At 39.7% G+C, this 25,972-nt stretch carries 26 protein-coding genes and 6 tRNA genes; 29 read left to right on the top strand and 3 right to left on the bottom strand.

The annotated features are described in order from the left end of the window. Window positions 1-32 precede the first annotated feature (32 nt). From BUB05_RS05260 to BUB05_RS05235, 6 genes are all read left to right on the top strand, one after another. Window positions 33-122, top strand: a tRNA-Ser gene (locus BUB05_RS05260). A gap of 30 nt (window positions 123-152) precedes the next feature. After that, window positions 153-228: transfer RNA gene (locus tag BUB05_RS05255), tRNA-Trp, on the top strand. Window positions 229-274: 46 nt separating this feature from the next. Continuing rightward, a tRNA-Pro gene (locus BUB05_RS05250) sits at window positions 275-351 on the top strand. 6 nt (window positions 352-357) lie between these two features. Next, window positions 358-434 (top strand) — tRNA-Ile (locus tag BUB05_RS05245). An 18-nt stretch (window positions 435-452) separates the two neighbouring features. After that, a tRNA-Ile gene (locus BUB05_RS05240) sits at window positions 453-529 on the top strand. A gap of 3 nt (window positions 530-532) precedes the next feature. Further along, window positions 533-608: transfer RNA gene (locus BUB05_RS05235), tRNA-Phe, on the top strand. Window positions 609-703: 95 nt separating this feature from the next. Here BUB05_RS05235 and BUB05_RS05230 read toward each other — a convergent pair. Further along, the gene (locus tag BUB05_RS05230; protein WP_073048193.1) at window positions 704-1,654 is read right to left on the bottom strand and encodes a ribonuclease H-like domain-containing protein; all 951 of its coding nucleotides are present in this window, start codon (window positions 1,652-1,654) and stop codon (window positions 704-706) included. A gap of 59 nt (window positions 1,655-1,713) precedes the next feature. Between BUB05_RS05230 and BUB05_RS05225 the strand changes: the two genes are divergently transcribed. Together BUB05_RS05225 and holA are read left to right on the top strand one after the other, a co-directional pair. Beyond that, window positions 1,714-4,134: a DNA internalization-related competence protein ComEC/Rec2 gene (locus BUB05_RS05225; protein WP_094762723.1), complete on the top strand. Its 2,421-nt coding sequence runs from the start codon at window positions 1,714-1,716 to the stop codon at window positions 4,132-4,134. Continuing rightward, complete coding sequence (gene holA / locus BUB05_RS05220; RefSeq protein WP_073048188.1) at window positions 4,097-5,092, top strand: DNA polymerase III subunit delta; 996 nt, start codon at window positions 4,097-4,099, stop codon at window positions 5,090-5,092. The genes BUB05_RS05225 and holA overlap by 38 nt, the downstream gene beginning before the upstream one ends. Before the next feature lie 55 nt (window positions 5,093-5,147). Here the strand turns inward: holA and rpsT are convergent, their stop codons facing one another. Next, window positions 5,148-5,411, bottom strand: coding sequence for a 30S ribosomal protein S20 (gene rpsT / locus BUB05_RS05215; protein ID WP_073048185.1), 264 nt, complete (start codon window positions 5,409-5,411; stop codon window positions 5,148-5,150). 191 nt (window positions 5,412-5,602) lie between these two features. Between rpsT and lepA the strand changes: the two genes are divergently transcribed. The 12 genes from lepA (at window position 5,603) to BUB05_RS05155 (ending at window position 17,501) form a co-directional block, all read left to right on the top strand. Then, a complete protein-coding gene (gene lepA, locus BUB05_RS05210; RefSeq protein ID WP_073048183.1) occupies window positions 5,603-7,414 on the top strand; it encodes a translation elongation factor 4 in 1,812 nt (603 codons plus the stop codon). A 57-nt stretch (window positions 7,415-7,471) separates the two neighbouring features. Continuing rightward, window positions 7,472-8,611, top strand: a complete 1,140-nt coding sequence (gene hemW / locus BUB05_RS05205; RefSeq protein ID WP_175548505.1) for a radical SAM family heme chaperone HemW — start codon at window positions 7,472-7,474, stop codon at window positions 8,609-8,611. A 110-nt stretch (window positions 8,612-8,721) separates the two neighbouring features. Beyond that, a complete protein-coding gene (gene hrcA / locus BUB05_RS05200) occupies window positions 8,722-9,804 on the top strand; it encodes a heat-inducible transcriptional repressor HrcA (RefSeq protein ID WP_073048178.1) in 1,083 nt (360 codons plus the stop codon). Next, entirely contained in the window at window positions 9,782-10,330 is a 549-nt protein-coding gene (gene grpE, locus BUB05_RS05195; protein ID WP_073048176.1) for a nucleotide exchange factor GrpE, read from the top strand. Before hrcA ends, grpE begins: the two co-directional genes overlap by 23 nt. A gap of 17 nt (window positions 10,331-10,347) precedes the next feature. Next, the gene (gene dnaK / locus BUB05_RS05190) at window positions 10,348-12,189 is read left to right on the top strand and encodes a molecular chaperone DnaK (RefSeq protein WP_073048173.1); all 1,842 of its coding nucleotides are present in this window, start codon (window positions 10,348-10,350) and stop codon (window positions 12,187-12,189) included. A 107-nt stretch (window positions 12,190-12,296) separates the two neighbouring features. Beyond that, the gene (gene dnaJ / locus BUB05_RS05185) at window positions 12,297-13,433 is read left to right on the top strand and encodes a molecular chaperone DnaJ (RefSeq protein ID WP_073048170.1); all 1,137 of its coding nucleotides are present in this window, start codon (window positions 12,297-12,299) and stop codon (window positions 13,431-13,433) included. Window positions 13,434-13,447: 14 nt separating this feature from the next. Continuing rightward, window positions 13,448-14,383, top strand: a complete 936-nt coding sequence (gene prmA / locus BUB05_RS05180) for a 50S ribosomal protein L11 methyltransferase (RefSeq protein ID WP_073048168.1) — start codon at window positions 13,448-13,450, stop codon at window positions 14,381-14,383. Between the two features lies 1 nt (window position 14,384). Continuing rightward, window positions 14,385-15,110, top strand: a complete 726-nt coding sequence (locus tag BUB05_RS05175; protein WP_073048165.1) for an RsmE family RNA methyltransferase — start codon at window positions 14,385-14,387, stop codon at window positions 15,108-15,110. Between the two features lie 9 nt (window positions 15,111-15,119). Then, a complete protein-coding gene (mtaB, locus tag BUB05_RS05170; RefSeq protein WP_073048162.1) occupies window positions 15,120-16,412 on the top strand; it encodes a tRNA (N(6)-L-threonylcarbamoyladenosine(37)-C(2))-methylthiotransferase MtaB in 1,293 nt (430 codons plus the stop codon). Window positions 16,413-16,414: 2 nt separating this feature from the next. Then, a complete protein-coding gene (locus BUB05_RS05165; protein WP_073048159.1) occupies window positions 16,415-16,759 on the top strand; it encodes a histidine triad nucleotide-binding protein in 345 nt (114 codons plus the stop codon). A gap of 99 nt (window positions 16,760-16,858) precedes the next feature. After that, entirely contained in the window at window positions 16,859-17,044 is a 186-nt protein-coding gene (gene rpsU / locus BUB05_RS05160) for a 30S ribosomal protein S21 (RefSeq protein WP_073048156.1), read from the top strand. Window positions 17,045-17,057: 13 nt separating this feature from the next. Continuing rightward, window positions 17,058-17,501, top strand: a complete 444-nt coding sequence (locus tag BUB05_RS05155; protein ID WP_073048154.1) for a GatB/YqeY domain-containing protein — start codon at window positions 17,058-17,060, stop codon at window positions 17,499-17,501. A 46-nt stretch (window positions 17,502-17,547) separates the two neighbouring features. Here BUB05_RS05155 and deoD read toward each other — a convergent pair whose 3' ends face one another. Beyond that, window positions 17,548-18,246 (bottom strand): purine-nucleoside phosphorylase, encoded by a 699-nt coding sequence (gene deoD / locus BUB05_RS05150; RefSeq protein ID WP_425430036.1) that lies wholly within the window; start codon window positions 18,244-18,246, stop codon window positions 17,548-17,550. A gap of 253 nt (window positions 18,247-18,499) precedes the next feature. On the opposite strand from deoD, the gene BUB05_RS05145 reads away from it, so the two are divergent. From BUB05_RS05145 to ccpN, 9 genes are all read left to right on the top strand, one after another. After that, window positions 18,500-19,501: a PhoH family protein gene (locus BUB05_RS05145; RefSeq protein ID WP_073048148.1), complete on the top strand. Its 1,002-nt coding sequence runs from the start codon at window positions 18,500-18,502 to the stop codon at window positions 19,499-19,501. Next, window positions 19,482-19,934 carry an rRNA maturation RNase YbeY gene (gene ybeY / locus BUB05_RS05140; protein ID WP_073048145.1) on the top strand — a complete coding sequence of 151 codons (453 nt, stop codon included), beginning with the start codon at window positions 19,482-19,484 and terminating at the stop codon, window positions 19,932-19,934. Before BUB05_RS05145 ends, ybeY begins: the two co-directional genes overlap by 20 nt. A gap of 23 nt (window positions 19,935-19,957) precedes the next feature. Continuing rightward, the gene (locus BUB05_RS05135) at window positions 19,958-21,127 is read left to right on the top strand and encodes a DUF3048 domain-containing protein (protein ID WP_073048142.1); all 1,170 of its coding nucleotides are present in this window, start codon (window positions 19,958-19,960) and stop codon (window positions 21,125-21,127) included. A 9-nt stretch (window positions 21,128-21,136) separates the two neighbouring features. Next, window positions 21,137-21,535, top strand: a complete 399-nt coding sequence (cdd, locus tag BUB05_RS05130) for a cytidine deaminase (protein WP_073048139.1) — start codon at window positions 21,137-21,139, stop codon at window positions 21,533-21,535. Continuing rightward, window positions 21,528-22,418, top strand: coding sequence for a GTPase Era (gene era, locus BUB05_RS05125; protein WP_073048136.1), 891 nt, complete (start codon window positions 21,528-21,530; stop codon window positions 22,416-22,418). The genes cdd and era overlap by 8 nt, the downstream gene beginning before the upstream one ends. 5 nt (window positions 22,419-22,423) lie before the next feature. After that, window positions 22,424-23,161 (top strand): DNA repair protein RecO, encoded by a 738-nt coding sequence (gene recO / locus BUB05_RS05120; RefSeq protein WP_073048133.1) that lies wholly within the window; start codon window positions 22,424-22,426, stop codon window positions 23,159-23,161. Then, window positions 23,154-23,618: a DUF4342 domain-containing protein gene (locus BUB05_RS05115; protein ID WP_073048132.1), complete on the top strand. Its 465-nt coding sequence runs from the start codon at window positions 23,154-23,156 to the stop codon at window positions 23,616-23,618. The genes recO and BUB05_RS05115 overlap by 8 nt, the downstream gene beginning before the upstream one ends. 314 nt (window positions 23,619-23,932) lie before the next feature. Next, window positions 23,933-25,333 (top strand): glycine--tRNA ligase, encoded by a 1,401-nt coding sequence (locus BUB05_RS05110; protein WP_073048129.1) that lies wholly within the window; start codon window positions 23,933-23,935, stop codon window positions 25,331-25,333. A 9-nt stretch (window positions 25,334-25,342) separates the two neighbouring features. Continuing rightward, window positions 25,343-25,972 carry a transcriptional regulator CcpN gene (ccpN, locus tag BUB05_RS05105; protein ID WP_342747084.1) on the top strand — a complete coding sequence of 210 codons (630 nt, stop codon included), beginning with the start codon at window positions 25,343-25,345 and terminating at the stop codon, window positions 25,970-25,972.

The raw sequence follows: 25,972 nt of genomic DNA, 5'->3' as shown, positions 1-25,972 counted from the left end.
TTCGAATCCCACCCTCTCCGCCAAACTAAGTTGGAGAAGTACTCAAGTGGCTGAAGAGGCTCCCCTGCTAAGGGAGTAGGCCTTAATAGGGCGCGAGGGTTCAAATCCCTCCTTCTCCGCCATAGTGCAAGATGGAGGAACTTCACTTATATAGGGGTGTAGTTCAGCTGGTAGAACGTCGGTCTCCAAAACCGAATGTCGTGGGTTCAAGTCCTGCCACCCCTGCCAAAGCAAAAAAGGTAGGAAACAAGGTAACAAGGTAACAAAATAGTATCGGGGCGTAGCGCAGTTTGGTAGCGCATCTGGTTTGGGACCAGAGGGCCGCGGGTTCAAATCCTGCCGCCCCGACCATATTAAGGGCCTATAGCTCAGCTGGTTAGAGTGCACGCCTGATAAGCGTGAGGTCGGTGGTTCGAGTCCACCTAGGCCCACCATTAACAAAATATGAATGAGGGCCATTAGCTCAGTTGGTTAGAGCGCCCGGCTCATAACCGGTAGGTCTGGGGTTCGAGTCCCTGATGGCCCACCATATGCCCAGATAGCTCAGTCGGTAGAGCAGAGGACTGAAAATCCTCGTGTCGGTGGTTCGATTCCGCCTCTGGGCACCATATTGGTGATGAAACAACTCCTTTACGGGAGTTGTTTTGTTTTTTGAACATTGATACAATTGATATATCAATATAATATTTGAGTGGCACTTGTGTCATACAACATTCCTGTCCAATATAAGTCTCATCAACATGAGGATATTTTCCACCAGTGGTGAGCCTTCATTTGACATTACTAGGTATTTATCTGTTTTTATGAAGCCCAAATCCTTCAGGTTTACATATTTTATGCTTTTGCCGTTTGCTATCCCATCGGATGTCAGTATTTCCAGTTCAAGTAATCCTTTGTTTCTATTCCAGTAGTATTTGTAACAAAATGAATTTACATTGATATCAATATCGTTATGGGGAAGAGTCCTGATCCTTATTTTAAGCTGGTTTTTTTTATCAAACAACTTGTCAAAAAATAGATAGTTAAATTCAGGTCTTTCTATTTCCAAACAGTTCTTTCCTTTGAAGTCGTTTACAAGTTCCATTATGAAGGGGAGGTTGTATATGTCTTCAAAGTTGTGAAGCATCATAATTTCAAGATATTCATCCTTGGGGTTCATCCTGTAGGATGTATTGAGTTTCACAAGATCCTTTCCGCTCAATTCATCTTGCCTTAAAATTCCAAGCCTTTCCTCAACAGTTTTGAGTTTGTAGTTTACATAATTAAGACAATCCTTGTACCTTGATAAAATCTGATAGAGGTCAAGCATTATTTTCTTGTCAAGTTGGGGGTCTGTTTTGTTTATCTTGCATCTATGTACATAGAATGGAATATCAAAGGAGTTTCCATTGTATGTTATGATGTACTTTTTTGTTTTTAGTATGTTGGATATTTCATTTGTCAGATATTTTTCTGAATTGGAAGATGTCGAAAACATCTGTTTTAAAATGTAATTGTCACCGGACTTGTAAAGAAATCCTGCAATGAAGATTTCGGATGTAAGCTTTGAAAGTCCTGTTGTTTCTATGTCAAAAAAAACGCAGTCATCTGCGATGGCTTCAGGAATTAATGAATTGTAAATTCTGTTGTCTATTGTTTTCTCTCTGGTTATCATTTGTACACCTGCGATTAAATAATTAATGACTTTTATTATTGGCATAAATTTGTTAATATATGATTATGAAAAATCTAACATTATATGCCACACTTTCTCTGATGCTGGGGATAGTGTCATCCAGATATAATTTAATAAGGATTGAAGTCATCTTTTCTATTTTACCACTAATATCCGGAATTGTTTATTGTTTAATTAAAAACAAGAAATATTTATTGTATGTATCCCTGGTTGGATCTTTTTTTATTCTCGGATATGCATCGACCAATTATTTTTCTGTAGACAAGCTGTCAGCAATGTATGAAGAAGATGTGGATTTTGCAGGAATAGTAACTGGAATATACGTGCCTAAGGGTGGAAGCGACTATGATTCCTTCTCAGCTGACTGTAAAATCAATAAGGACGGAAGGGAAATAGAAGCGAAGGTAATCCTGTATTTAAAGAACGGCAGAGATATAAGGCCTGGAATGGAAATAACAGGGAGTGGAACAATACTTGAACCATCAAAGGCGGGTAATTTTTTAGAATTTGATTATAAGGATTATTTGATGAACAGAGGAGTAGATGGAACATTGATTTCCGGCGACTTTGTCACCTATGATGGCATAGGACCAGGCTACAGGCTTAAGAACGGATTCAGAGACTATATCATTGAAACCATTAATGATAATCTGGATGCACCTGAAGGAGGACTATTAAAGGGGATATTGCTTGGAGATACTGATTTCATCAATGAGGACCTTCTGGAAAGTATAAGAGGAGTGGGTGCAGCTCATGTCCTTGCCGTGTCAGGACTACACATAGGAATAATCATAGCTTCCATAGGTTTCATATTGAGGCTTTTCAGGATGAACAGACGCCATGCACTAGTTCTAAGTCTTTTTATTGGGTGGATATATGCCTGGTTCATAGGATTTCCACTGTCTGTCTTGAGAGCCCTGATAATGATGACATTTGTAATCCTTGGATCCATTCTTCATAGAAAATACGACATGTTGAACTCCATAATGAATGCCATATGCCTAATGCTGATAGCAAGACCACTGTGGCTTTTTGATACCGGGTTTCAGATGTCTTTTGCAGCAGTAATGGGAATTTGTCTGTTCAACAGGACTGCAGAATATTATGAAATGTCAAAAATATTTAAATATCTGCTTTTCATCATTTTTGTACAGATATTTGTTTTTCCCGTTTCATTGTATTACTTCAACCAAATATCCTTACTGGGGATCATTGCAAATCTGCTCATAGTGCCTGTTGTTTCGGCAACCTTATTTTTGACTGTCTGGGTGCTTCCGTTAAATCTCATATCAGGTTTTGTTTCAGCGTTTTTATTCATTTTTATTGAATTTGCACTGAAAACTGTGGTTTTTGCAACAGAGATCCTTACTAGTGTTGAATATACCCTTTTGAATTTCAGATCACCGGAATTTGATGAAATAATAGTATATTATATGCTTGTTGCAGCTGTTTTATACTTCCTGTCATATCCCGAGGAAAGATACAGGTTCAAAGCTGTCTATAGAATAACAGCGATTACGGTAATCTTACATATATCGGTTTTTCACATGATACCTTTAATGACAGGCAACAGTCTTAGGATATCAATAATAAATGTTGGACAGGGGTCGGCTTCTCTTCTCCAATATGAGAATAAAAACTACATGATCGATGCCGGTGGAACAGTCAATGGAGCTTATGAAGTTGCTGACAGAGTCTTGCCGGATTATCTTGTCAAACGGGGAGTAGGAGTTCTGGATGCAATTTTTATCACTCATTATCACGCAGACCACTATAGCGGAATAGACAAGATTGATGAAAAGGTAAAGATTAAGAGTATCATATCAGGCCACAGGGATGATATGATAATTTCTGAATTCAATAAGGATATAGATTTTCTGGAAATCAACAGGGGGGACAGTATTAAACTGGGAAAAGATCTCGCGATTGATGTTATTTGGCCTCCGGTTGGATTTGAATCCGATAATGAAAACAATAACTCCCTTGTACTTCTGGTTGATTTCAAGGGAACTGAAATACTATTTACAGGAGACATGGAGAAGGAAGTGGAGGATGAAATAGCAGACAGCCTGGATAAAACAGACATACTCATAGTGCCTCACCATGGCAGTGAAACTTCATCCAGTGAAAATTTTTTGTTGAAGACTATGCCGGTTTATGGAATAATGAGTTATGGTAAAAACAGTTATGGTATACCTTCAAAAGATGTGATTAAAAGATATGAAGATATAAATACAAACCTCTATGAAACATATATTGATGGTGAAGTAGTCATTAATGTTGAAGGTAGAGGTGGGTATACGGTAAAGTCCCTTAATGAAGATGTTGAAGCAGGAGTTGCCCAGTTGATGACCGGGTCGATTCTACTGGTTGCAGCAGCATATCTGACAGGAAATATACGAATCGAGAGGAAGTGTCGCAATGAGCAGCAAGGACGTAATAATATTGACAGGCAATGAGGTGTATTTGACAGACAACTTCATAGGCAAGCTAAAAAAGAAATACATGTCCGGATTTGAGGATATGAATTTCTTTGTAATAGACAATATAAAAAACAGAGGGGACGAGGTTGGCAGATTCATGAATACCATACCATTCATGGTGGAAAAGAAGATCATGGTCATTGAAAACTGTGACTTCCTCACATCAAAGAAATCACTTGCAGCCGATGACGAAAAACATATAATGGGATATCTTGACAGTAGAGTTGATGAAAATATACTCATTTTCAACTGTTCGGGAATAAAGGTGGACAGTAGAAAAAAACTGTACAAGAAAATCAACAAGATGGGATCAATAGTAAAGTACGACAAGCTTAAGGAAAACGAACTGGTTTCATGGATTAAGATGTATGTCAGCAAGAACAACAGGGAAATGTCAGATGGGGATGTTCATTATCTTGCGCAGGTAATCGGATATCTTGATTATGAAAGTCCTTTGACTTTATATGATGTAAAGAACGAATTGGACAAGTTGATAAGCAATACCGAAAAGGGAGGAGACATAAACAGATCCAATATAGACAGTGTTACCATAATATCCATTGAAAATAACATTTTCAAGCTTGTGGACTTCATATGCGAAGGAAATTCGGATAATGCCTTCAGAATGGTTTACGACATGATAGGAAAGAACGTTGCAGCACACTATATTTTCCACATGATATCCAGACATTACAGGCTTTTATTGAGACTTTATCTGATGGAGAAGGACGGATACAGTTCAAATGAAATACAAAAGGCCATGGGTCTCAGACCCTTCAGCTTCAACAAGATGAAAAAACAGCAAAGACAACTGTCCCAGAATAAAGTCAAAAAAATATACGATATGTGTTTTGATTTTGATAAAAGGGTAAAGAAGGGGCTTCTTGATATGGAAACGGGCATAGACATGATTATAACTGCAGCAAAGGAATAAGAGTATGCTTGAAAAAAAATAAAAACCAGAATATAATCTGGTTTTTTAATCTTAATTATGCCATTGTGTTAAGTCTTTTTGTCAATCTGCTTATTTTTCTGGAAGCTGCGTTAGAGTGCATAGTGCTCTTTGCAGAAGCTCTGCTCAACTTCTTCTGTAATAAAACCAATAATTCTTTAGCTTCTTCTATGTTGTTTTCTTCAACAGAAGCTTCAAATTTCTTGATATAAGTCTTTATTTCAGATTTTCTAGCTCTGTTAATCGCATTTTTTTTATCATTAACTAGAATTCTTTTCTTTGCTGATTTAATATTTGCCACGAAATTCACCTCCTCGGAAGTATAGTATTTATTTTATAATACTAATATTTATTAAATTTAAGCGACTTTAAAATTATACAGTCTTTGCTGGAAAAAATCAATAGGAAATTAAAAAAATCTAAAAAAATAATCTTTCAAAGGAGTGTATTATTTGATATAATTACATTCGGATTAAAAACTAGGAGGCAACCGTGCAGGATAAACAAAAATTTATTAGAAATTTTTCAATAATTGCTCATATAGATCACGGAAAATCAACTTTAGCGGATAGATTAATAGAAAAAACTGGACTGCTTACATCGAGGGAAATGCAGGAGCAGATACTTGACAATATGGACCTTGAAAGGGAAAGAGGTATAACCATAAAGCTTCAGACAATCAGATTGGTTTACAAGGCAAAAGATGGCAACGAGTATATCCTTAACCTTATCGATACTCCCGGACATGTTGACTTCAACTATGAAGTGTCAAGAAGTCTTGCGGCATGTGAGGGAGCAGTCCTGGTGGTGGATGCGGCACAGGGAATCGAGGCCCAGACTCTTGCGAATGTATATCTTGCAGTTGACCAGGACCTTGAAATAGTTCCAGTGATAAACAAGATAGATTTGCCGAGTGCAAGACCGGATGAAATAAAGGAAGAAATAGAGGACGTAATAGGCCTTGAAGCCCATGATGCACCTCTTATATCGGCAAAGGACGGGCTGAACATAGAAGACGTGCTTGAAGCCATTGTGGAGAAGGTGCCTGCTCCGACAGGCGACAAGGATGGAACTCTGAGGGCATTGATTTTCGATTCGTACTATGACAGCTACAAGGGCGTTGTCGCTTATATCAGAGTCAAGGAAGGCACTGTGAGAAAAGGCGACAAGATAAAAATGATGGCAACAAATGCAAACTTTGAAGTTACGGAGGTAGGCATACTGGCTCCAGGTCAGGTTCCAATGGAAAAACTGAGCGCAGGTGATGTTGGATATCTCGCTGCCAGCATAAAGGAAGTCAAGAACTGTAGGGTAGGGGATACCATCACCTCTAAAGAACACCCGGCAGAAGAGCCCCTGCCTGGATACAAGAAGGTCGTATCCATGGTCTACTGTGGAATGTATCCTGCAGAGGGAGAAGATTACAACAATATAAGGGACGCTCTTGAAAAGCTCCAGGTTAACGATGCAGCACTTACCTTTGAACCTGAAACTTCTGTAGCTCTGGGTTTCGGATTCAGATGCGGGTTTTTGGGACTTCTTCATATGGAAATAATTCAGGAAAGGCTTGAAAGGGAATTTGACCTAAACATCATAGCTACGTCGCCTAGTGTTATCTACAACATATACAAGACCGACGGAACAATGATGAAGCTGCAGAATCCTACAAACATGCCTTCGCCGGCAGAAATAGAATATATGGAAGAGCCTGTTGTAAAGGCAAGCATAATGACGCCAACTGACTATGTAGGTGCAATAATGGAATTATGTCAGAACAGAAGAGGCGAATTCATGAATATGGAATATATAGAAACCACCAGGGTTATCCTTCATTACAGGCTGCCTTTGAATGAAGTAATATATGATTTCTTTGATGCTATAAAGTCAAAGACCAAGGGTTATGCTTCACTGGATTACGAACTGGAAGGATACCAAAGGTCTAATCTGGTTAAGCTCGACATTCTCATCAACAGCGAGCTTGTGGATGCTTTTTCCATGATTGTACATGAAGATAAGGCTTATGAACGCGGAAGAACCATAGCTGAGAAGCTTAAGGATGTAATACCTAGACACATGTTTGTAGTGCCAATTCAGGCCGCTGTGGGATCCAAGATCATAGCAAGAGAGACAGTAAAGGCTATGAGAAAGGATGTTCTCGCAAAGTGCTATGGTGGAGACATTTCCAGAAAGAAAAAACTTCTGGCAAAACAGAAGGAAGGAAAGAAAAGGATGCGTCAGATCGGCAGCGTAGATGTTCCTCAGGAAGCATTCCTAACAGTCCTCAAGTTTGATGACAGCAAATAGGGTCGAAAGACCCTTTTTTACTGCGTAGGCTGAAAAAGATACATTAGGAGCAGGATATTGAAAAAACTAGGATTATATATACATATACCTTTCTGCAGGAGAAAATGCCTGTATTGTGACTTTTGTTCCTTTGTGGACCTTGACGAGTCCGTGGAACAAAGATATGCAAAGGCTCTTGTCGATGAACTGAAGCTATATGGCAAGCGGTTTGAAAGCCATGTGGTAGATTCCATTTTCATAGGAGGCGGGACCCCGTCCTTGTTTAGGGGCGGCAGCATTGAATATTTAATGAAGAGTATCAATAAGAACTTAAGGATTGCTAAAGACTGTGAAACTACAATAGAGATCAATCCTGGGACTATAGATGCAAAAAAGGCTCAAGCATATAAACGGGCGGGCATAAACCGCATAAGTGTAGGAGTACAAAGTCTTGACGATGAGGTTCTAAAGAAAATCGGAAGGATCCATAGCAGACAAGAGGTATTCGATACAATCGAAATGTTGAGGGAAACAGGATTTGAAAATATAAGCGCAGACATAATATTCAATCTTCCCGGTCAGAATGTGGAGTCTCCGGTCAATGACATTAAGGAAATACTGAAAACCGGAATCAAACATGTTTCGTATTATTCATTGAAGCTTGAAGAAGGAACTCCTATGTACAGCATGTTTGACAGAGGAGAAATACGTGTTTGTGATGATGAAGATGAAAGAAGAATGTATTATTCGGGAAGAAGGGAAATGGCTGAAAAAGGATTTTTGCAATATGAAATTTCAAACTTTTCACTGAAAGGATTTGAAAGCAGGCATAATCTGAAGTACTGGAACAGGGAAGAATATCTTGGGCTTGGATTGTCGGCTCATTCATGCCTTGACGATCTGCGTTTTTCAAATACCACTGATCTTGACAAATACTTGAAAAATATTGAATTTGGTAAACTTGAATATGAAACTCTAGAAGAAATAGAAAAAAGTGAAGCTGAGTGGGAATATATGATTCTGGGCTTGAGAAAGACCGCAGGAATTACATATAAAGACTACGAAAAAAACATAGTTATAAACCGTGACCGCTTTAATGATAAGATTACTGCACTTGTTGAAAAAGGGCTGATTTTCAATGATGGGGGATCAATCAGACTTACAGAGAAAGGCCTTGACCTTTCGAACTCTGTCTTTATTGAATTAATGCCTGATTAAATCTTCTAAAAAAATGCATATTGGTATTGACAAAACCAATAGTTAGTAGTATCTTATTGCTATGAGCTTAGCACTCATCTGGATAGAGTGCTAACAGAGGAGCTGATAAAATGGAATTGAGCGATAGAAAAATTAAAATATTGAAAGCCATAGTCAGCAGTTATATTCACGAAGGCGAAGCCATCGGTTCAAGGACGATTTCAAAGAAATACGACCTTGGAATAAGTTCTGCAACAGTCAGGAATGAAATGTCCGACCTTGAAGAACTGGGATTCTTGATACAACCTCATACTTCTGCCGGCAGAGTGCCTACAGACAAGGCCTACAGATTATATGTGGATAAGCTTATCAGAAAAAGTTCAAGAAATAAATACAATGAGCAGATAAAGAAAATCCTTCAGGAAGAAATTGATGAAATGGAAAAATTCATCAGAAATTCAGCAAGGATATTGTCCCAGCTCACAAAATATACTGCTTTTGCAATGACGCCACAGCTTAAGGAATCAAAGCTGAAGCGGATACAACTGGTACCTATCACTGAAAACAAGTTGCTGATGGTTCTTGTAACTGAAAACAATCTTGTCAAAAATGTAATATTGAATATTAAGGTACCGGTACCGGCAGATCAGTTGAATCAGATATCCAATCTGTTGACTGAAAAGCTTGGAGGCATACAGCTCAAATCTTTGGACAAAACTCTTTACAGCCAAATATTGAGAGAAATTTATTCCATCAGGGAAAACTTTGATGAAAAGATGGATGAGATTTTTATGCTTCTTCTTAATACAATGAAGCAATATGAAAAGGTAGACTTGTATTATGACGGACTGACAAATATATTGAACTATCCTGAATACAATAATACGGAAAAAGCCAGGGAACTGTTGTTATTCATGGAAGACAGGCAGGCCATGGCAAGTATTCTCATGGATGAAACAGGAAAAGACCTGAACGTATCCATAGGCAATGAGAACAAATATGATGAAATCAAACAGTGCAGTGTTGTTTCAGCCACATACAAGTTGAATGGTGTTACCATAGGCAAGATAGGGCTAATAGGACCAACGAGGATGGATTATAAGAATGTAATATCCATGGTCAAGGCACTGTCCTTAAATGTCAACAGACTGATAGATAAAAACTATATAGATATAGCAAGGAGTGATACAGATGAGCAAGAAGAAAAAGGATGAGATTATAGAGGAAGTGTCTGAAGAAATTGAAGACATGGAATCCGAAGAAATCGTAGAAACTGAAGATGAAGAAGTAGAAACTGAGGAAAGTCAGGAAGAAGAGCCTGAAGAGGAAAAAGACGATATGAATACAAAACTATTGAGACTGCAGGCGGACTTTATCAACTACAAGAACAGAGCCGACAAGGAAAAAACAAGAATCTATTCTTCGGCAGTTGAAGATGTTGTTTGCGAAATGCTTACGGTTCTGGACAATTTTGAAAGAGCCCTTGAGGCGCCAGATGACAATGGAAGCTTCAAGGAAGGAGTACAAATGATATTTGACCAGTTTAAACAAACCCTTGAAAAAAGAGGTTTGGAGGAAATAGATGCTTTGGGAGCAACTTTCGATCCTGCAATGCACCACGGAGTAATGTCCGAAGAGGTTGAAGGTACTGAAGCGGATATAGTACTGGAAGTTTTGCAAAAAGGATACAAAATAAAGGAAAAGATTATCAGACCTAGCATGGTTAAAGTTTCTAGATAACAACAAGGAGGATTAAGATGAGTAAAATAATAGGAATTGACTTAGGTACAACAAATTCATGCGTTGCAGTAATGGAAGGTGGAGAAGCGGTTGTTATTCCAAATAAGGAAGGCAAGAGAACTACCCCTTCAATAGTAGCATTTACAAAAGATGGTGAAAGGCTAGTAGGAGAGACTGCCAAGAGACAAGCGGTAACAAACCCTGACAATACAGTGATGTCCATAAAAAGACATATGGGTACAGACCACAAGGTTACAATACATGGAAAGACATATACACCTCAGGATATTTCAGCTTTTATTCTTCAGAAATTGAAGGCTGATGCAGAGAGCTACCTTGGAGAAACAGTTACTGACGCCGTAATTACAGTACCTGCATATTTCTCTGACAGTCAGAGACAAGCTACAAAGGATGCCGGAAGAATAGCGGGACTCAATGTAAGAAGGATAATCAACGAGCCTACTGCAGCTTCTCTTGCCTATGGCATAGACAAGGAAGAGACCATGCAGACTATAATGGTATTCGACCTTGGTGGAGGTACATTTGACGTATCAATCCTGGAAATTGGAGAGGGTGTGTTTGAAGTTAAATCTACAAATGGAAACAACCACCTTGGCGGAGATGATTTCGACGATAAAGTAGTAAACTACCTGGCTACACAGTTTAAGAACGAGAATGGAGTGGATCTTAGAAACGACAAGATGGCTCTTCAAAGACTTAAGGAAGCAGCTGAGAATGCAAAGAAGGAATTGTCTTCAACAATGTCTACAAACATAAACCTTCCTTTCATAACCGCTACTCAGGAAGGACCAAAGCATATGAACATGGATCTTTCAAGAGCGAAGTTCAATGAAATGACAAGTGATCTGGTAGACATGACTAAAGACCCTATAAGGAAGGCAATGGCAGATGCCAAGCTTTCAGCTTCAGACATAGACCAGGTTATACTTGTTGGAGGATCAACAAGAATACCTGCAGTGCAGGAAGCTGTTGAGAGACTGACAATTGAGCCTCACAAAGGTGTAAACCCTGATGAAGTTGTTGCTCTTGGAGCTGCAATCCAGGGTGGAGTTCTTACTGGAGAATTTGGAAATGAAATACTTCTTGTGGACGTTACTCCTCTTTCTCTTGGAATCGAAACACTTGGTTCTGTTACTACAACTCTTATAGAAAGAAACACAAGAATACCAACAAAGAAAAGTCAGGTGTTCTCTACTGCGGCAGACAATCAGACGGCAGTTGACATCCACGTTTTACAGGGTGAAAGACAAATGGCTGCAGACAATATCTCACTTGGAAGATTCCAACTCACAGGAATACCTCCTGCACCAAGGGGAATTCCACAAATCGAAGTAACATTCGACATCGATGCCAACGGTATAGTTAATGTATCAGCCAAGGACAAGGGAACAGGACAGGAGCAGAAGATTACAATAACTGCATCAACAAATCTTTCTGATGATGACATAGAAAAGAAGGTCAAGGAAGCTGAACAGTTCGCAGAAGAGGACAAGAAGAAGAAGGAAGAAATAGAAATAAAGAACAATGCAGACAACATGATATACCAGACAGAAAAAAGCATGAAGGATCTTGGCGACAAGCTTTCAGCTGAAGAGACTGCATTGATTAACGGAAAGATAGACGAACTAAAAAAAGCTGTGGAATCAAATGTGACGGAAGACATCAAGGCCAAGCTTGATGCTCTTACAGAAGAATTCAACAAGCTTGCACAAAAGATATATCAGCAGACAGCACAGGAACAAGGCGCTCAGCAAGGACAGCCACAGGAAGGTGCGGCGGACGATGACGTTGTAGATGCAGAATATGAAGTCGTAGATGACGAAGAGAGTCAAAGCTAAATCATTAGATTTAGCTTTACCCTTGTAGCGGATGATGGGACATGGTTGCAGCCTTTATTGGCTGACACATTATGTCCCTAAGTCCATACTTAAATGGTGGTGAAAAAATGAGTAGTAAAAGAGATTATTATGATATACTGGGCATTGGTAAAGATGCAGATAATGCTGAAATAAAAAAGGCATTCAGGAAGCAGGCTAAGAAGTACCATCCTGACTTGAATCCAGACGACCATGAAGCGGAAATGAAATTCAAGGAAGTCAATGAAGCATATGAAGTGCTCAGTGATGAAGAGAAAAGGGCAAAATACGATAGATTCGGACATTCTGCATTTGAAAACGGCGGCCAGGGATTTGGCGGTGCCGGTGGATTTGGCGGTGCAGGCGGATTTGAAGATATTTTTGGTGACATTTTCGGCGACATGTTCGGAGGCGGAGGCAGACAGAGGAGGCAAGGTCCAAGAAAGGGTGCCGATCTCAAGATAAGACTCAACATTTCTTTTGAAGATGCTGCCTTCGGTACAAAAAAAGAAGTGAAGGTCTCAAGAATGGAAACATGTTCACATTGCGGCGGAGACGGTGCAGAACCGGGAACATCCAAGAAGACATGTACAACATGTAATGGCATGGGAAGTGTAAGATCTGTTCAGAATACACCCTTCGGACAGTTTTCTAATGTAAGCACCTGTCCCACATGCAAGGGGACCGGAAAGATAATCGAAGAGCCTTGCAGGGTTTGCCATGGATCAGGAAAAGAGAAGAAAGCAAGGAAGATTACAATAAACATACCTGCAGGCGTGGATTCCGATTCAATCATACCTCTCAGGGGAGAAGGAAACCATGGAGACAAGGGAGCGCCTCCGGGAGATCTTTATGTGTATCTCAACGTTAAGTCTCACAAGCTGTTCAACAGGGACGGATACGATATATGGTATGATATGCCGGTATCTTTTGTTACTGCAACCTTAGGCAATACTGTCGAAGTGCCAACTCTTGAGGGGAAGGTGAAGTATCATATTCCGGAAGGAACACAGACAGGTACGGTATTTAGACTGAGGAACAGAGGTATCCAGCACCTTAGAGGCGGCGGAAAAGGCGATCAGTATGTAAGGGTAGTGATAGATACACCAACCAAGCTGACAGACAAGCAGAAAGAGATATTAATGAACTTTGCCAAAGAGTTTGGTGAAAATGTAGAACCTCAAAAAAAGGGGATATTTGATAAAGTAAAAGATGCTTTTAGTTAGGAGAGTGCAGTAATTTGAAATGGATTGAAATTGTTATAAAAACCACTTTTGAGGCAAAGGAAGCTGTTACAAACATACTTCATGAAGCAATGGTTGAAGGGATTGTCATAGAGGATCCAAATGATATTCTGAACCTTTTGAAGGAAGATGAACGATGGGACTACCTGGATGAGGATTTGGCGAAGGACTATTATGATGGTGTTGTGATAAAGGGGTATTTTGAAAATGACGAAAACTGGGAAGAGAAGAAGGATTTCATCAAGGAAAGAATAAATATGCTGCCAAGGTATGACTTGGATCTTGGATTGACAGAAATTGAAATCCAGGATTTGGAGGACAGGGATTGGAACAGCGAGTGGAAGAAGAATTTCAAACCTTTCAAACTTGGAGAAAATGTTGTAGTCAAGCCGACATGGGAGGAATATTCCCAAAAAGAAGGGGAAATTATAATTGAAATCGATCCTGGGGCTGCATTCGGTACAGGAACTCATGAAACAACATCATTGTGCATAGAGCAGCTGGAAGGCAAGATAGATTCGGAAAGCAAGGTTCTTGATATTGGTACGGGAACTGGAATACTGGCAATTCTATCTTCAAAGCTTGGTGCAAAAGAAGTTTTAGGCATAGATATAGATGACGACTCTGTAAGGATTGCCAAGGAAAATGTTGAAGTAAACGACTGTGACAATGTAGATATAAAGAAAGGAAACCTGCTGAACAAGGTGGATTATGAAGCTGACATAGTGGTTGCAAATATAACTGCTGATATTATAATAAGAATGGTGAGCCAGCTGTCAAATGTCTTGAAGAATGGAGGGCTTTTCATTTCTTCGGGAATTTTGGCTACAAAGGTGGAAAATGTAAGGACCGCCCTTGTGGAAAATGATTTTGACATAGTTGAAACCCTTGTGAAAGGCGAATGGGCCGGTATTACGGCAAGGTTGAAATAATATGAATAGATTCTTCATTGATGAATGTGATGGGAAAACCGCTCTTTTGAAAGGCGGGGATTTCAAACATTGTAAAAATGTATTAAGATTAAGGGAAAATGACCAGGTTTATCTGGTGATAGATGAAAAAGAGTACATCGGCAGAATTGAAAGTTTTGGCGATGATACTGTTTTTTGCACTGTTGTTGAAGAAAGCAAATACAAGAGGGAGGCTGATCTGAAGATCAATCTTTATCAATGTTTGCCAAAAGCCAGCAAAATGGAGCTTATTGTACAGAAGAACACTGAGGTAGGTGTTGCTGCCATAATTCCTGTAATCAGCCACCGTACCGTTGTTAAGCTCTCCGATAAGAAAAGGGAACTGAAGAAAGTCGACAGGTGGAGCAAGATAGCAATGGAAGCAGCTAAGCAGTCCATGAGGAACATAGTCCCCGTAGTTGATGAAATAGTGTCTTTTAAGGAGATGATATCCATGCTGAAGGAAAACGGCGGTGACATAATAGTTCCCTATGAAGACGAGGATAATCTCGGTCTTAATGATATAGAAATCGAAGGCAATATTGCCAATGTAATAATTGGTCCTGAAGGGGGATTTGAAGCTTTGGAAATTGAAGAGCTCAAAAATGCCGGGGCGAAAATTGTAACTTTGGGACCAAGAATTTTAAGGACAGAAACAGCTGGAATTGTTGTAAATTCCATACTGATGTATAAAACTAAGAATATTTAGGTGATTTTATTGAATGTATCATTTTACACCCTGGGCTGCAAGGTCAATCAATTTGAAACTGATGCAATGATGCAGCTGTTTAAAGACAGGGGCTACAAGGTTATAGAACCCTGCGGGGAGACTGATGTTTTCATTGTGAACTCCTGTACAGTGACTGCGGCAAGTGACAAGAAAACAAGAAACCTTGTAAAGAGGGCCAAGAAGCTCAACGGTGAAAGTGTTGTAGTAATGGCGGGATGCTATGCACAGGGCAGACGGGAAGAATTGAAGGATAACGACAATATCGACATAGTGGTTGGTACAAAGCACAAGGACAGCGTTGTTGATTTTGTTGCAGAATACTTTGAATCCAATCATCATCTTTACAAGGTTGATGAATTCAAGCCCCATGAAAAATATGAAGAAATGACAATATCACATACTTCTGAGCGTACAAGGGCAACTGTGAAGATACAGGACGGATGCAGACAGTTTTGTACCTACTGCATCATACCCTATGTGAGAGGACCTGTGAGAAGCAGGGAAATAAGCGATATAACAGACGAGATTGTCAAGCTTCATTCCAATGGATACAAGGAAATAGTATTCAACGGTATCCATATGACATCTTATGGTACGGATTTGGAAGATACGAATCTTGAAGATCTGGTGGATGCAATAAATAAACTGAACCTGGATGATATAAGGTACAGGTTCGGATCTCTGGAGCCTGGAATAATAAGCAGGGAATTCATGGAGAAGCTTGTGGAGGGTGATTTCTGCGATCATTTCCATCTGTCACTTCAAAGCGGTTCGGATACGGTTCTTAAGAGAATGAACAGAAGGTATGACACCGCTGAATACAGGGGAAAGGTTGAACTTATAAGGGAATATATGCCGCAAGTGGGAATAACCACTGACATAATAGTAGGATTCCCTGGAGAAACAGAGGAAGAATTCGAGGAGACATGCAGGTTTGTTGAAGATATAAGGTTTTCAAAGGTTCATGTTTTTCCATTTTCACCCAGAAAAGGAACAAAGGCATATGACATGGATAACAAGATTCCAAACCAGGTCAAGAAGGAAAGGGCCAGGGTCCTGGCGGAAATATGTGAAAAAACCGCTGAAAAGTTCTACAGCGATTTTATAGGAAAAGAACTGGAAGTGCTATACGAAAGTTTAAGGGATTCGGACGAATATATGGGTCATTCAAGCAATTATTTGACGGTATTGTCCAAATCGGCTTCGGATTTGCATAATTCGATAAAAAACGTTAAAATAAGTTATAGCAACAACGGTTTTTTATATACGGAGGAGGTGTAAGTGTGAAGGATTGTTTGTTTTGCAAGATAGCAAATAAGGAAATACCTTCAGAAGCAGTTTTTGAAAATGAAGACGTATTTGCCTTTAATGATATTAACCCGGAAGCGCCGGTTCATGTTCTAGTGATTCCGAAAGTTCATATTTCATCATTAAATGATGTGAATGAAGAAAACAGCAAACATATAAGCAGGATTTTTGAAATCATTCCGGAGATAGCTAAAAAAGCCGGTATAGACGAATCAGGCTACAGAATCGTTTCCAACTGCGGCAAGGACGCCATGCAGACTGTCAATCATGTTCATTTCCATATTCTGGGAAAAAGATCCTTGCAGTGGCCTCCAGGCTAAAAATATAAAATAACTGTTGTAATATTTGAATACATAATGTATAATGTACAAGTGCAATTTGAGTATTGTCACAATAGAATTACGAAGGGAGGGTCGCAAATGACAGAAGTTAAAGTAAGAGAAAATGAATCTTTGGATAATGCCTTAAAGAGATTCAAAAGACAATGTGCTATCACTGGCGTTCTCTCTGAAGTAAGAAAGCGAGAGCATTACGAAAAGCCAAGCGTTAAAAGAAAGAAAAAAGCTGAAGCTGCTAAAAGAAAAAGAAACAAGAAAAGTAGATAATTGAGGTGACGTTATGTCTTTAAAAGAGAAGCTAATGGAAGATTTGAAAGCTTCAATGAAAAATAAAGACAAGGTAAGAAAAAATGTCGTAACCATGATTAGAGCAGCTGTAAAGCAGTCCGAAGTTGACAACAGAGTTGAACTTGAAGATGAAGATGTTTTGAGCATTATCATGAAGCAGGTTAAACAAAGGAAGGACAGCATCGAAGATTTTAAGGCTGGCGGCAGAGATGATTTGGTTGCGCTTACTGAAGAGGAAATATCCATATTGACTGAATATTTACCGCCACAACTAGGAGCTGAAGAGCTCGAAGAAATAGTTGTTCAGGCTATCAAGGATACCAATGCACAGTCCAAAAAGGACATGGGCAAGATTATGGGCAAGGTTATGCCGATAATCAAAGGTCGTGCAGATGGTAAACAGGTTAATCAGATAGTCATGAAGTACTTCGGTTAAATTAAAAAAATAGACCCGTAAAGGGTCTTTTTTTTGTGCAATGCTTTTATGCCAGTTCCAGTGCTATTTCTATCATGTCGGTGAGGGTTTTTTCTCTTTCCTCTGATGTTGTCAGTTCATGTGTAACGAGACTGTCGCTGACGGTTAGTATTGCAAGAGCGTTGGCTCCAAGTTTTGCAGCATTCATGTAAAGGGCCGCAGCTTCCATTTCAACTCCCATTACTCCCAGGGCAGCCCACTTCTTCCACGCATCAGGATTGGCATCATAGAATATATCGCTGGAAAGGATATTTCCAACCTTCACGGGGATGCTTTTTTCATCGGCAGCTTTCTTGGCCTTTTCCAGAAGTTCATATGAAGCTGTTGGTGCAAAAGTTCCCGGAAGTTCGTATTGGGATGCATAGTTTGAATTTGTTGATGCGCTCATTGCGAGCAATACGTCTCTTACTTTTATGTTTTCGTTGAAAGAACCGCAGGATCCTATTCTTATGAGGTTTTTCACTCCATAGTCAGCGATGAGTTCATGGGAGTAGATGCCGATGGAAGGCATTCCCATTCCTGTTCCCTGAACAGAAATCCTTTTACCCTTATAATGACCTGTGTATCCATACATTCCCCTTACTTCATTGTAGCACACCGGATTTTCCAAATATTTTTCAGCCACGAATCTGGCTCTTAAAGGATCTCCCGGTAATAATATTGTTTCAGCTATGTCTCCTTTTTTTGCTCCAATATGTACAGTCATTTGCATTCCTCCTTTATAGAACAATTTTATCAGAGAAAACCGCTAAATACAATTCGTTTATACATCGGATTTATAAACTCATGAAAGTAAATATGCATAACCCCTTGAAACGTTGGTATTACGCTTTAAAGGAAACTTTCCTTTGCACCCTAATAAATGCTTACGCATTTAACACGACATAGCCGCTTTCTTGGTAGAAAAAATACATGACTTGTGTTATCATTAAGGTACGTTTTATGACCAAGGAGGATAAATGGACAATTTTGAAAAACAATTGAGTATAAACAACAGTAAAACGGTTCAAATATTATTTGGACAGATGGACAGCAATATCAAACAAATTAGAGAACTTTTTAATATAGATTTGCTTGTAAGAGAAAATGACCTTAAAATAATTGGAAAAGAAGAAGATGTCAAGGCAGTGGCTAAGATGCTTGACGAAATAATTTCAGCCATAGAAAAGGAAGGCAAGGTTTCCCAGGAGAAATTCAATTATTTGATGAGACACTATGCAGAAGGCAATACTGAGAGGGTCAGCGACTATCTCAATGATATATTGACAGTCACCTCTTCGGGCAGGATGATCAAGCCAAAAACCATAGGACAGAAGATGTATATAGACAATATAAGAAAGAACGATATTGTTTTCGGCATTGGTCCGGCAGGTACCGGGAAAACTTATCTTGCAGTGGCAATGGCGGTGGATGCATTCAGGAAGAAGGAAGTGGAGAGGATCATACTTACAAGACCTGCTGTAGAGGCCGGAGAAAAGCTTGGATTTCTTCCGGGTGATCTGCAGGATAAGGTTGATCCTTATTTGAGGCCTCTTTATGATGCATTGTTTGAAATAATGGGTGCTGAAAACTATTTGAGAAATCTTGAAAAAGGATTGATAGAAGTGGCACCCCTTGCTTACATGAGGGGAAGGACTATAGATTCAGCCTTTATAATACTGGATGAAGCGCAAAATACAACAAAGGAACAGATGAAAATGTTTCTTACGAGGCTGGGTTACGGGTCTAAAGCTGTTGTTACGGGCGATGTAACGCAGATAGATTTGCCTGCAGGCAAAAAATCAGGACTCAAACAGGTTGAAGGTATACTAAAAAATGTAAAAGGAATATCGTTCATCTATTTCGATAAAAAGGATGTAGTTAGACACAGGCTGGTTCAAGATATCATAAGTGCATATGAAAAATTTGAAAAAAACAAGGACAGAGAGGAAAAGAGAAGAAATGGAAATTCTAATAGATAACAGGACCGATGGGTGGGAACTAAGTGAAGAAGAAAGCAAGCTTATAGATACGGTTTGCGAGACCACCTTCAATCATCTGGGAGACAGGACAAATTACGAGGTGAGCATTTCATTCGTCACCAACGAAGAAATAAGGGAACTGAACAAAGCGTATAGAGACAAGGATTCGGTAACAGATGTCTTGTCCTTTCCAATGGATGAGGAATTTGAACTTGACTTTGAAAACACCATTCTAGGTGATGTGGTCATATCCGTGGACAGGCTAAGGGAGCAGGCTGAGGAATTCAACCATTCATTCCAGAGAGAACTGTCATACCTTCTTGTACATTCACTTCTTCACCTTTTTGGCTTTGACCATATTGAAGAAGATGATAAACTGGAAATGAGGAAAGAAGAAAAGGAAATAATGGACAAACTGAAAATCTACAAATAAATTTGACTTACATAGGAGAAATTATGCTTAGAAAACTTGTTATTCTTATGGTAATCGCTTTGGCTGCAACCTCCTGCAGTCCAAAAGCTGAGGAAAACAACAATGATCCGGAAACTGAAAACAGTGGAGATCTAGGAAGTGAAAGCGAATCAACAGACAATGGGTCGGAAGTTGCTGAGAACGAAGATTCAGATATTTCGGGAGGCGACGGCCTGACAGGAGAGGACTCACAAGGTGGCGGCCAGGGGGATGTTTCCGAAGATAATCAAGAAGATGAAGTAGTTATTGTAGATGGAGTCTATTCGCCCTTGAGCGGTGTGCTTTATGAAAGGGAACAGACTGAAAACAGGCCTGTCAGCGTAATGATAGACAATCACCCTTCGGCAAGGTGGCAGGCTGGAATCTGCAAAGCCGAGATTGTCTACGAATGCGAGGTTGAATATCCATATACAAGGTATATGGCTGTGTTCATGTGCGAGGCACCTGAACATATCGGCCCTGTAAGAAGCGCCAGACCATATTACTTGAGATATGCCCTTGAATACGATTCCATGTATGTTCATGTAGGAGGAAGCCAGGAGGCTCTTGGAACCATAGTTGACTACAATATGGCAGACCTTGACGGGCTTACCAGCGGCGAATTCTGGAGATATTACAAGACCGGGAAAGATATTCCAAACAACATGTATACTGCCATGGAGAACATAAGGTCTGCACAGTCATACCTGAAGTACAGGCAGACTGGAAATTTTGAAGGCTTCAGCTTCCACGAAGAGCTGACAGGGTTGGATTCATTATATGAAGATGCTGTAGAATGTACAGATCTTAAAATTACATACAACAGATCATATGCAGTGGATTTTGAATACAGCAGCGACGGAGACTACAAGCGTTATGTAAACGGAGAAAGACAGATTGATGAGTATTATGAAGAAAAGATTAATGCTTCAAACATCATAATACAGAAGGTAGACAAGGAAGTAGTGGACAATTATGGAAGAATCCATTTGAACACTGTTTCTGAGGGTACGGGATATTTCATTACAGATGGAAAATGCATAGATATAACATGGAAAAAGGATACATACAGAAGCAAGACCGTGTATATGGATCTCAGTGGCGATGAAATAATCTTAAATCCAGGACAGACATGGATTCAGGTTGTTTCGCAGGATTCAACTGTAGAATTCTAAGGAGGGACAATGGAAGCAGAAAAATTGATTGAAATGGCCATTGAAGCAAGAGAAAAAGCCTATGTTCCTTATTCGGGATTCAAGGTCGGAGCAGCGGTATTGACTAAAGAAGGAAAGGTCTTTACAGGATGCAATATTGAATCGGCATCATATTCGCCAACTATTTGCGCAGAAAGAACAGCCATTGCCAAGGCTGTATCGGAAGGATACAGGGATATTGACACTATAGCCATAGTGGGGAGTCTGGAAAAGCTTTCCTATCCCTGTGGTGTCTGCAGACAGATGATCAGGGAATTCGGAGAGGATATAAAAATAATTGTGGCAAAAAATGCAGAAGAATATAAGGAGTACACAATCAGGGAACTTCTACCTGAAAGCTTTGGACCGGAGGATTTGGAAAATGAGTGAGTTTAAATCAGGATTTGTAACGGTAGTGGGAAGACCCAATGTGGGAAAATCCACTTTAATCAACTATATGGTAGGTGAGAAGGTGATGATAATGTCCGACAAGCCTCAGACTACCAGAAACAAGATAAGGGCTGTATATACCGATAAGGAGGCTCAGATAGTATTTATAGACACACCGGGCATACATAAAGGAAGAAGCAAGCTTTCCGACTTTATGCAGTCGGAGATTGACGGAGCATTGGAGGAGATGGATGTTCTAATATTCATCACGGATGAGAAGAACAAGCTCGGACCTGGGGACAAGTATATAATAGAAAAGGTGAGGGAAATGGCAATACCCAAGATAGCCCTTGTCAATAAATCCGACCTATACAAGGAAAATGAAGCTGTAGAGGAAGAAATAAGGGATATGAATGTATTCAGCGATGTAATCAGGATTTCTGCTACTACAGGCAAGAATATAGGCAGGATTGTTTCCTTCATCAAGGAAAACCTTAATGAAGGACCCCAGTATTTTCCTGAAGATTATATGACTGACAGGCCTGAATGGTTTGTAATTTCTGAACTGATAAGGGAAAAGGCTTTGCTTACCCTTGAGGATGAAGTGCCCCACGGCGTTGGTGTAATGATAGAAAAAATTGAAGAGAGAAAGAACAAGAATATGATAGATGTGTATGCTGTAATACTTTGCGAGAGGAAATCCCACAAGGGAATTATTATAGGCAAGGGGGGCAGCAAGCTGTCAAGCATAGGCAAGAAGGCCAGGATTGACATAGAGAGGCTCCTTGGTACCAAGGTCTATCTGAATCTTTGGGTAAAGGTAAACAAGGACTGGAGAGACAATGAAAAAATGCTCAAGGAACTTGGATACAAGAGCTGGTAACTGTAATGGCTGCCAGTGATGAAATTATCATTTTAAAGGAAGTCAAATACAAGGACAATGACAAGATACTCCACTGCTTCAGCAGAAAGCGAGGCAAAATACAGATAATGGCAAAAAACTCCAGAAAGACAAACAGCAGGAATTTGTCGCTTACACAGACTTTAAGCCATATTTCTGCAGATCTTTACAGGGGAAAGGGAATGTACAGTCTGTCCGATGGAGAAGTGTTGAACAGTTTCTATAGTTTAAAGAATGACTATGAAGGCTTTGTCTATTCCAGCTATGTTCTTGAAATACTTAACCATGTACTTCAGGAAAATGAGAATTATTCAAAAATATTTGACATGACTGTCAAGTTGTTTACCATGCTGTCGGAATCTGTTGAAAACATAGAAGTCCTTGTGGCTGCCTATGAAATCAAGCTTGTAAGCATACTGGGATACAAACCGTGGCTTGATTCATGCATATCCTGTGGGAGCGAAGAAGGGAAATACGCTTTTTCAATTCCGGAAGGAGGTCTTGTTTGCGGAGACTGTCGTGAGAAAGGTAAAAACTATGCATATATGAATAAAGGAGACGTGGACTGTTTGAAGATACTGCTCATGTCGAAGTTTGAAGATTTGGGCAAAGTTGATGTTTGCAGCAAAAAAATATTGAAATTGGCCGGATTATATTTCCGGTACCATATAGGGAAAAACAATTTCAAATCCCTGAAGCTTCTTGGAGGTAATGGAAATGTTTGATGATTTGAAGAAGGTTGATGAAATAATCAAGAGAACCAACTGCAGCTATGAGGATGCAAGAGGAGCCCTTCTTGATAGTGGCGGAGACCTTTTGGCGGCAATAATATATGTGGAAAGGAAAAAATCCACAGAAGAGAAACTGAAGGCAAGAAGTGAGGATGTCATTGATGAAATAAAAAAGGCCATTGTAGATGCAAATGCATCAAAGCTCGTTGTAAAAAAGGGTGACGAAATACTTATCAACATCCCTGTTTCTGCAGGCGTCATCGGTGCAGTTCTGGCGCCACTCTTCAGCGTTGCTGGAATAACTGCGGCAATGGTGAGCAACTATGAGTTCGATATCTACACAAAAGACGGAAACAAAATAAACCTTAACAGCAAACTTGAAGAATCACTGGATAGAATTGATAAATCCATAAACAAAATCAAGGATGAATTTAATATACACAAAAAATAAAGATTATATTGACATATAGAGTTTATGGTGATAAATTATTATTAAAATTATAATGCTATGATGGAAAATAGTATCTGATTAAGCAATCAAGAGATTTAGGGATGGTGGGAACCTAATTTGCAAGGTCATGAGAATGGAGCTCCTGAGCATATTCTACTGAGAGGACATTATGTCAAGTAGGGTGGAACCGCGGAATTTAATTTCGTCCCTATACCGGGGATGAAATTTTTTATTTTTTGTACATGACGTTCAAAGTGATTGCGGTATTTGGGAATTACAATTAATTTATTTATTTTTAGGAAGGAAGGATAAAGATGGCTAAGAAGAAAGAAAAAAGCAAATTGGAAAAACTGGTTTCGTTATCAAAAAGTAGAGGAATAATATTCCCAGGCTCTGAAATATACGGAGGATTGGCAAATACTTGGGATTACGGTCCTGTTGGCGTTGAAATTAAAAACAATGTGAAAAAGGCATGGTGGAATAAATTTGTACAGGCCAACGAATACAACGTAGGACTGGATTCTGCAATACTTATGAATCCCCAGACTTGGGTGGCTTCGGGCCATGTCGGAGGATTCAACGACCCTTTGATGGACTGCAAGAGCTGCAAGGCAAGATTCAGGGCGGACAAGCTGATAGAAGACTATTTCATGGAACAAGGAGATCTTGATACGGTAGTAGATGGCTGGTCAAATGAGCAGATGGAGAAATTCATTGAGGAAAAAGGCATCAAGTGCCCTGAATGCGGAAAGCATGATTTCACAAATATAAGACAGTTCAATCTTATGTTTAAGACATTCCAGGGAGTAACTGAAGATTCACAGGCTGAAATATTTCTTAGACCGGAAACTGCTCAGGGTATATTTGTAAACTTCAAGAATGTAGTTCGTTCGTCAAGAAAGAAGGTTCCTTTTGGAATAGGACAGATAGGAAAGTCTTTCAGAAATGAAATAACACCTGGAAACTTCACTTTCAGAACAAGGGAATTCGAGCAGATGGAGCTGGAATTCTTCTGCAAGCCCGGTGAAGACCTTGAATGGTACAACTACTGGAAGGAATACTGCATGAACTGGCTTCTTTCTCTTGGAATGACAAAGGAAAATGTCAGATTTAGAGACCATGACGAGGAGGAGCTCTCTCACTACAGCAATGCTACTACAGACATAGAGTATCTGTTCCCGTTTGGATGGGGAGAACTGTGGGGCATAGCAGACAGAACTGACTTTGACTTGATGCAGCATCAGGAAGTGTCTGGAGAAGACATGAAATATACTGATCCTGTAACAAATGAAAAATATGTACCTTACTGTATTGAACCTTCGTTGGGTGTGGACAGGGTAATGCTTGCATTCCTTATCGATGCCTACAATGAAGAACAGCTTGAAGACGGGAGCGAAAGACTGGTTATGAAGATTCACCCTGCACTTTCTGCATTCAAGGCTGCCGTATTCCCTCTAACCAAGAAGCTGAGAGAACCTGCAATGGAAGTATTTAAGGAACTGTCCACTTTTATGGCAGTTGATTATGATGAGGCAGGAAGCATTGGAAAGAGATACAGGAGACATGATGAAATAGGAACTCCTTTCTGTATAACATTTGACTATGACTCACTTGAAGATAAATGCGTTACAGTTAGAGACCGAGATACAATGGAGCAAAAAAGAATTAAAATTGAGGAATTGACTCTTTACATACTTAAACACCTAACTTTCTAAGGATGTGATATTATCAAACTTTCGGAAAGACAAAACAAGATTGTTGAACTTGTCAAGAAAAAGGAACCCATAACAGGGGAGCAGATCGGGGATTTTCTCAAACTTTCAAGAGGAACCATAAGACCGGATCTGTCCATTCTGACAATGTCGGGAATACTGGAAGCGAAGCCCAAGGTTGGATATTTCTACAAGGGTGAGCAATCCGGTCCGGAACTGAATGAAGCCTTGTCTATTAGCGTAGACAAGGTGAAGTCAGTACCTGTTGTAATAGATGAAGAAACAACGGTATATGATGCTGCTGTAACCATGTTTTTGGAAGATGTAGGTACAATTTTTGTTGTTAAAGACAACCTGCTGAAGGGGGTCATCTCAAGGAAGGATTTGTTGAAGGCCACACTTACAGGCGATTCCGGGGCTACAATACCGGTTTCCGTAGTAATGACCAGACTGGCAAAGATTGTATATTGCTACAAGAATGACAGGTTCATAGAAGCTGTAAGAAAAATTGTGGAATACGATGTGGACTGCCTGCCCATTGTTGTTGAAGAAGGAGAAAATGAACTCAGGGTAATAGGCAGAATTTCTAAAACCAGTATTTCAAGATATATTTTGGAATTGGCAAAGCCAAACAAGGAGTAA

This window comes from Dethiosulfatibacter aminovorans DSM 17477, from assembly GCF_900142005.1.
GTDB lineage: Bacteria > Bacillota > Clostridia > Tissierellales > Dethiosulfatibacteraceae > Dethiosulfatibacter > Dethiosulfatibacter aminovorans.
Note: the sequence above shows the minus strand (reverse complement) of the source record. Positions and strands in the feature narration are given on the sequence as shown.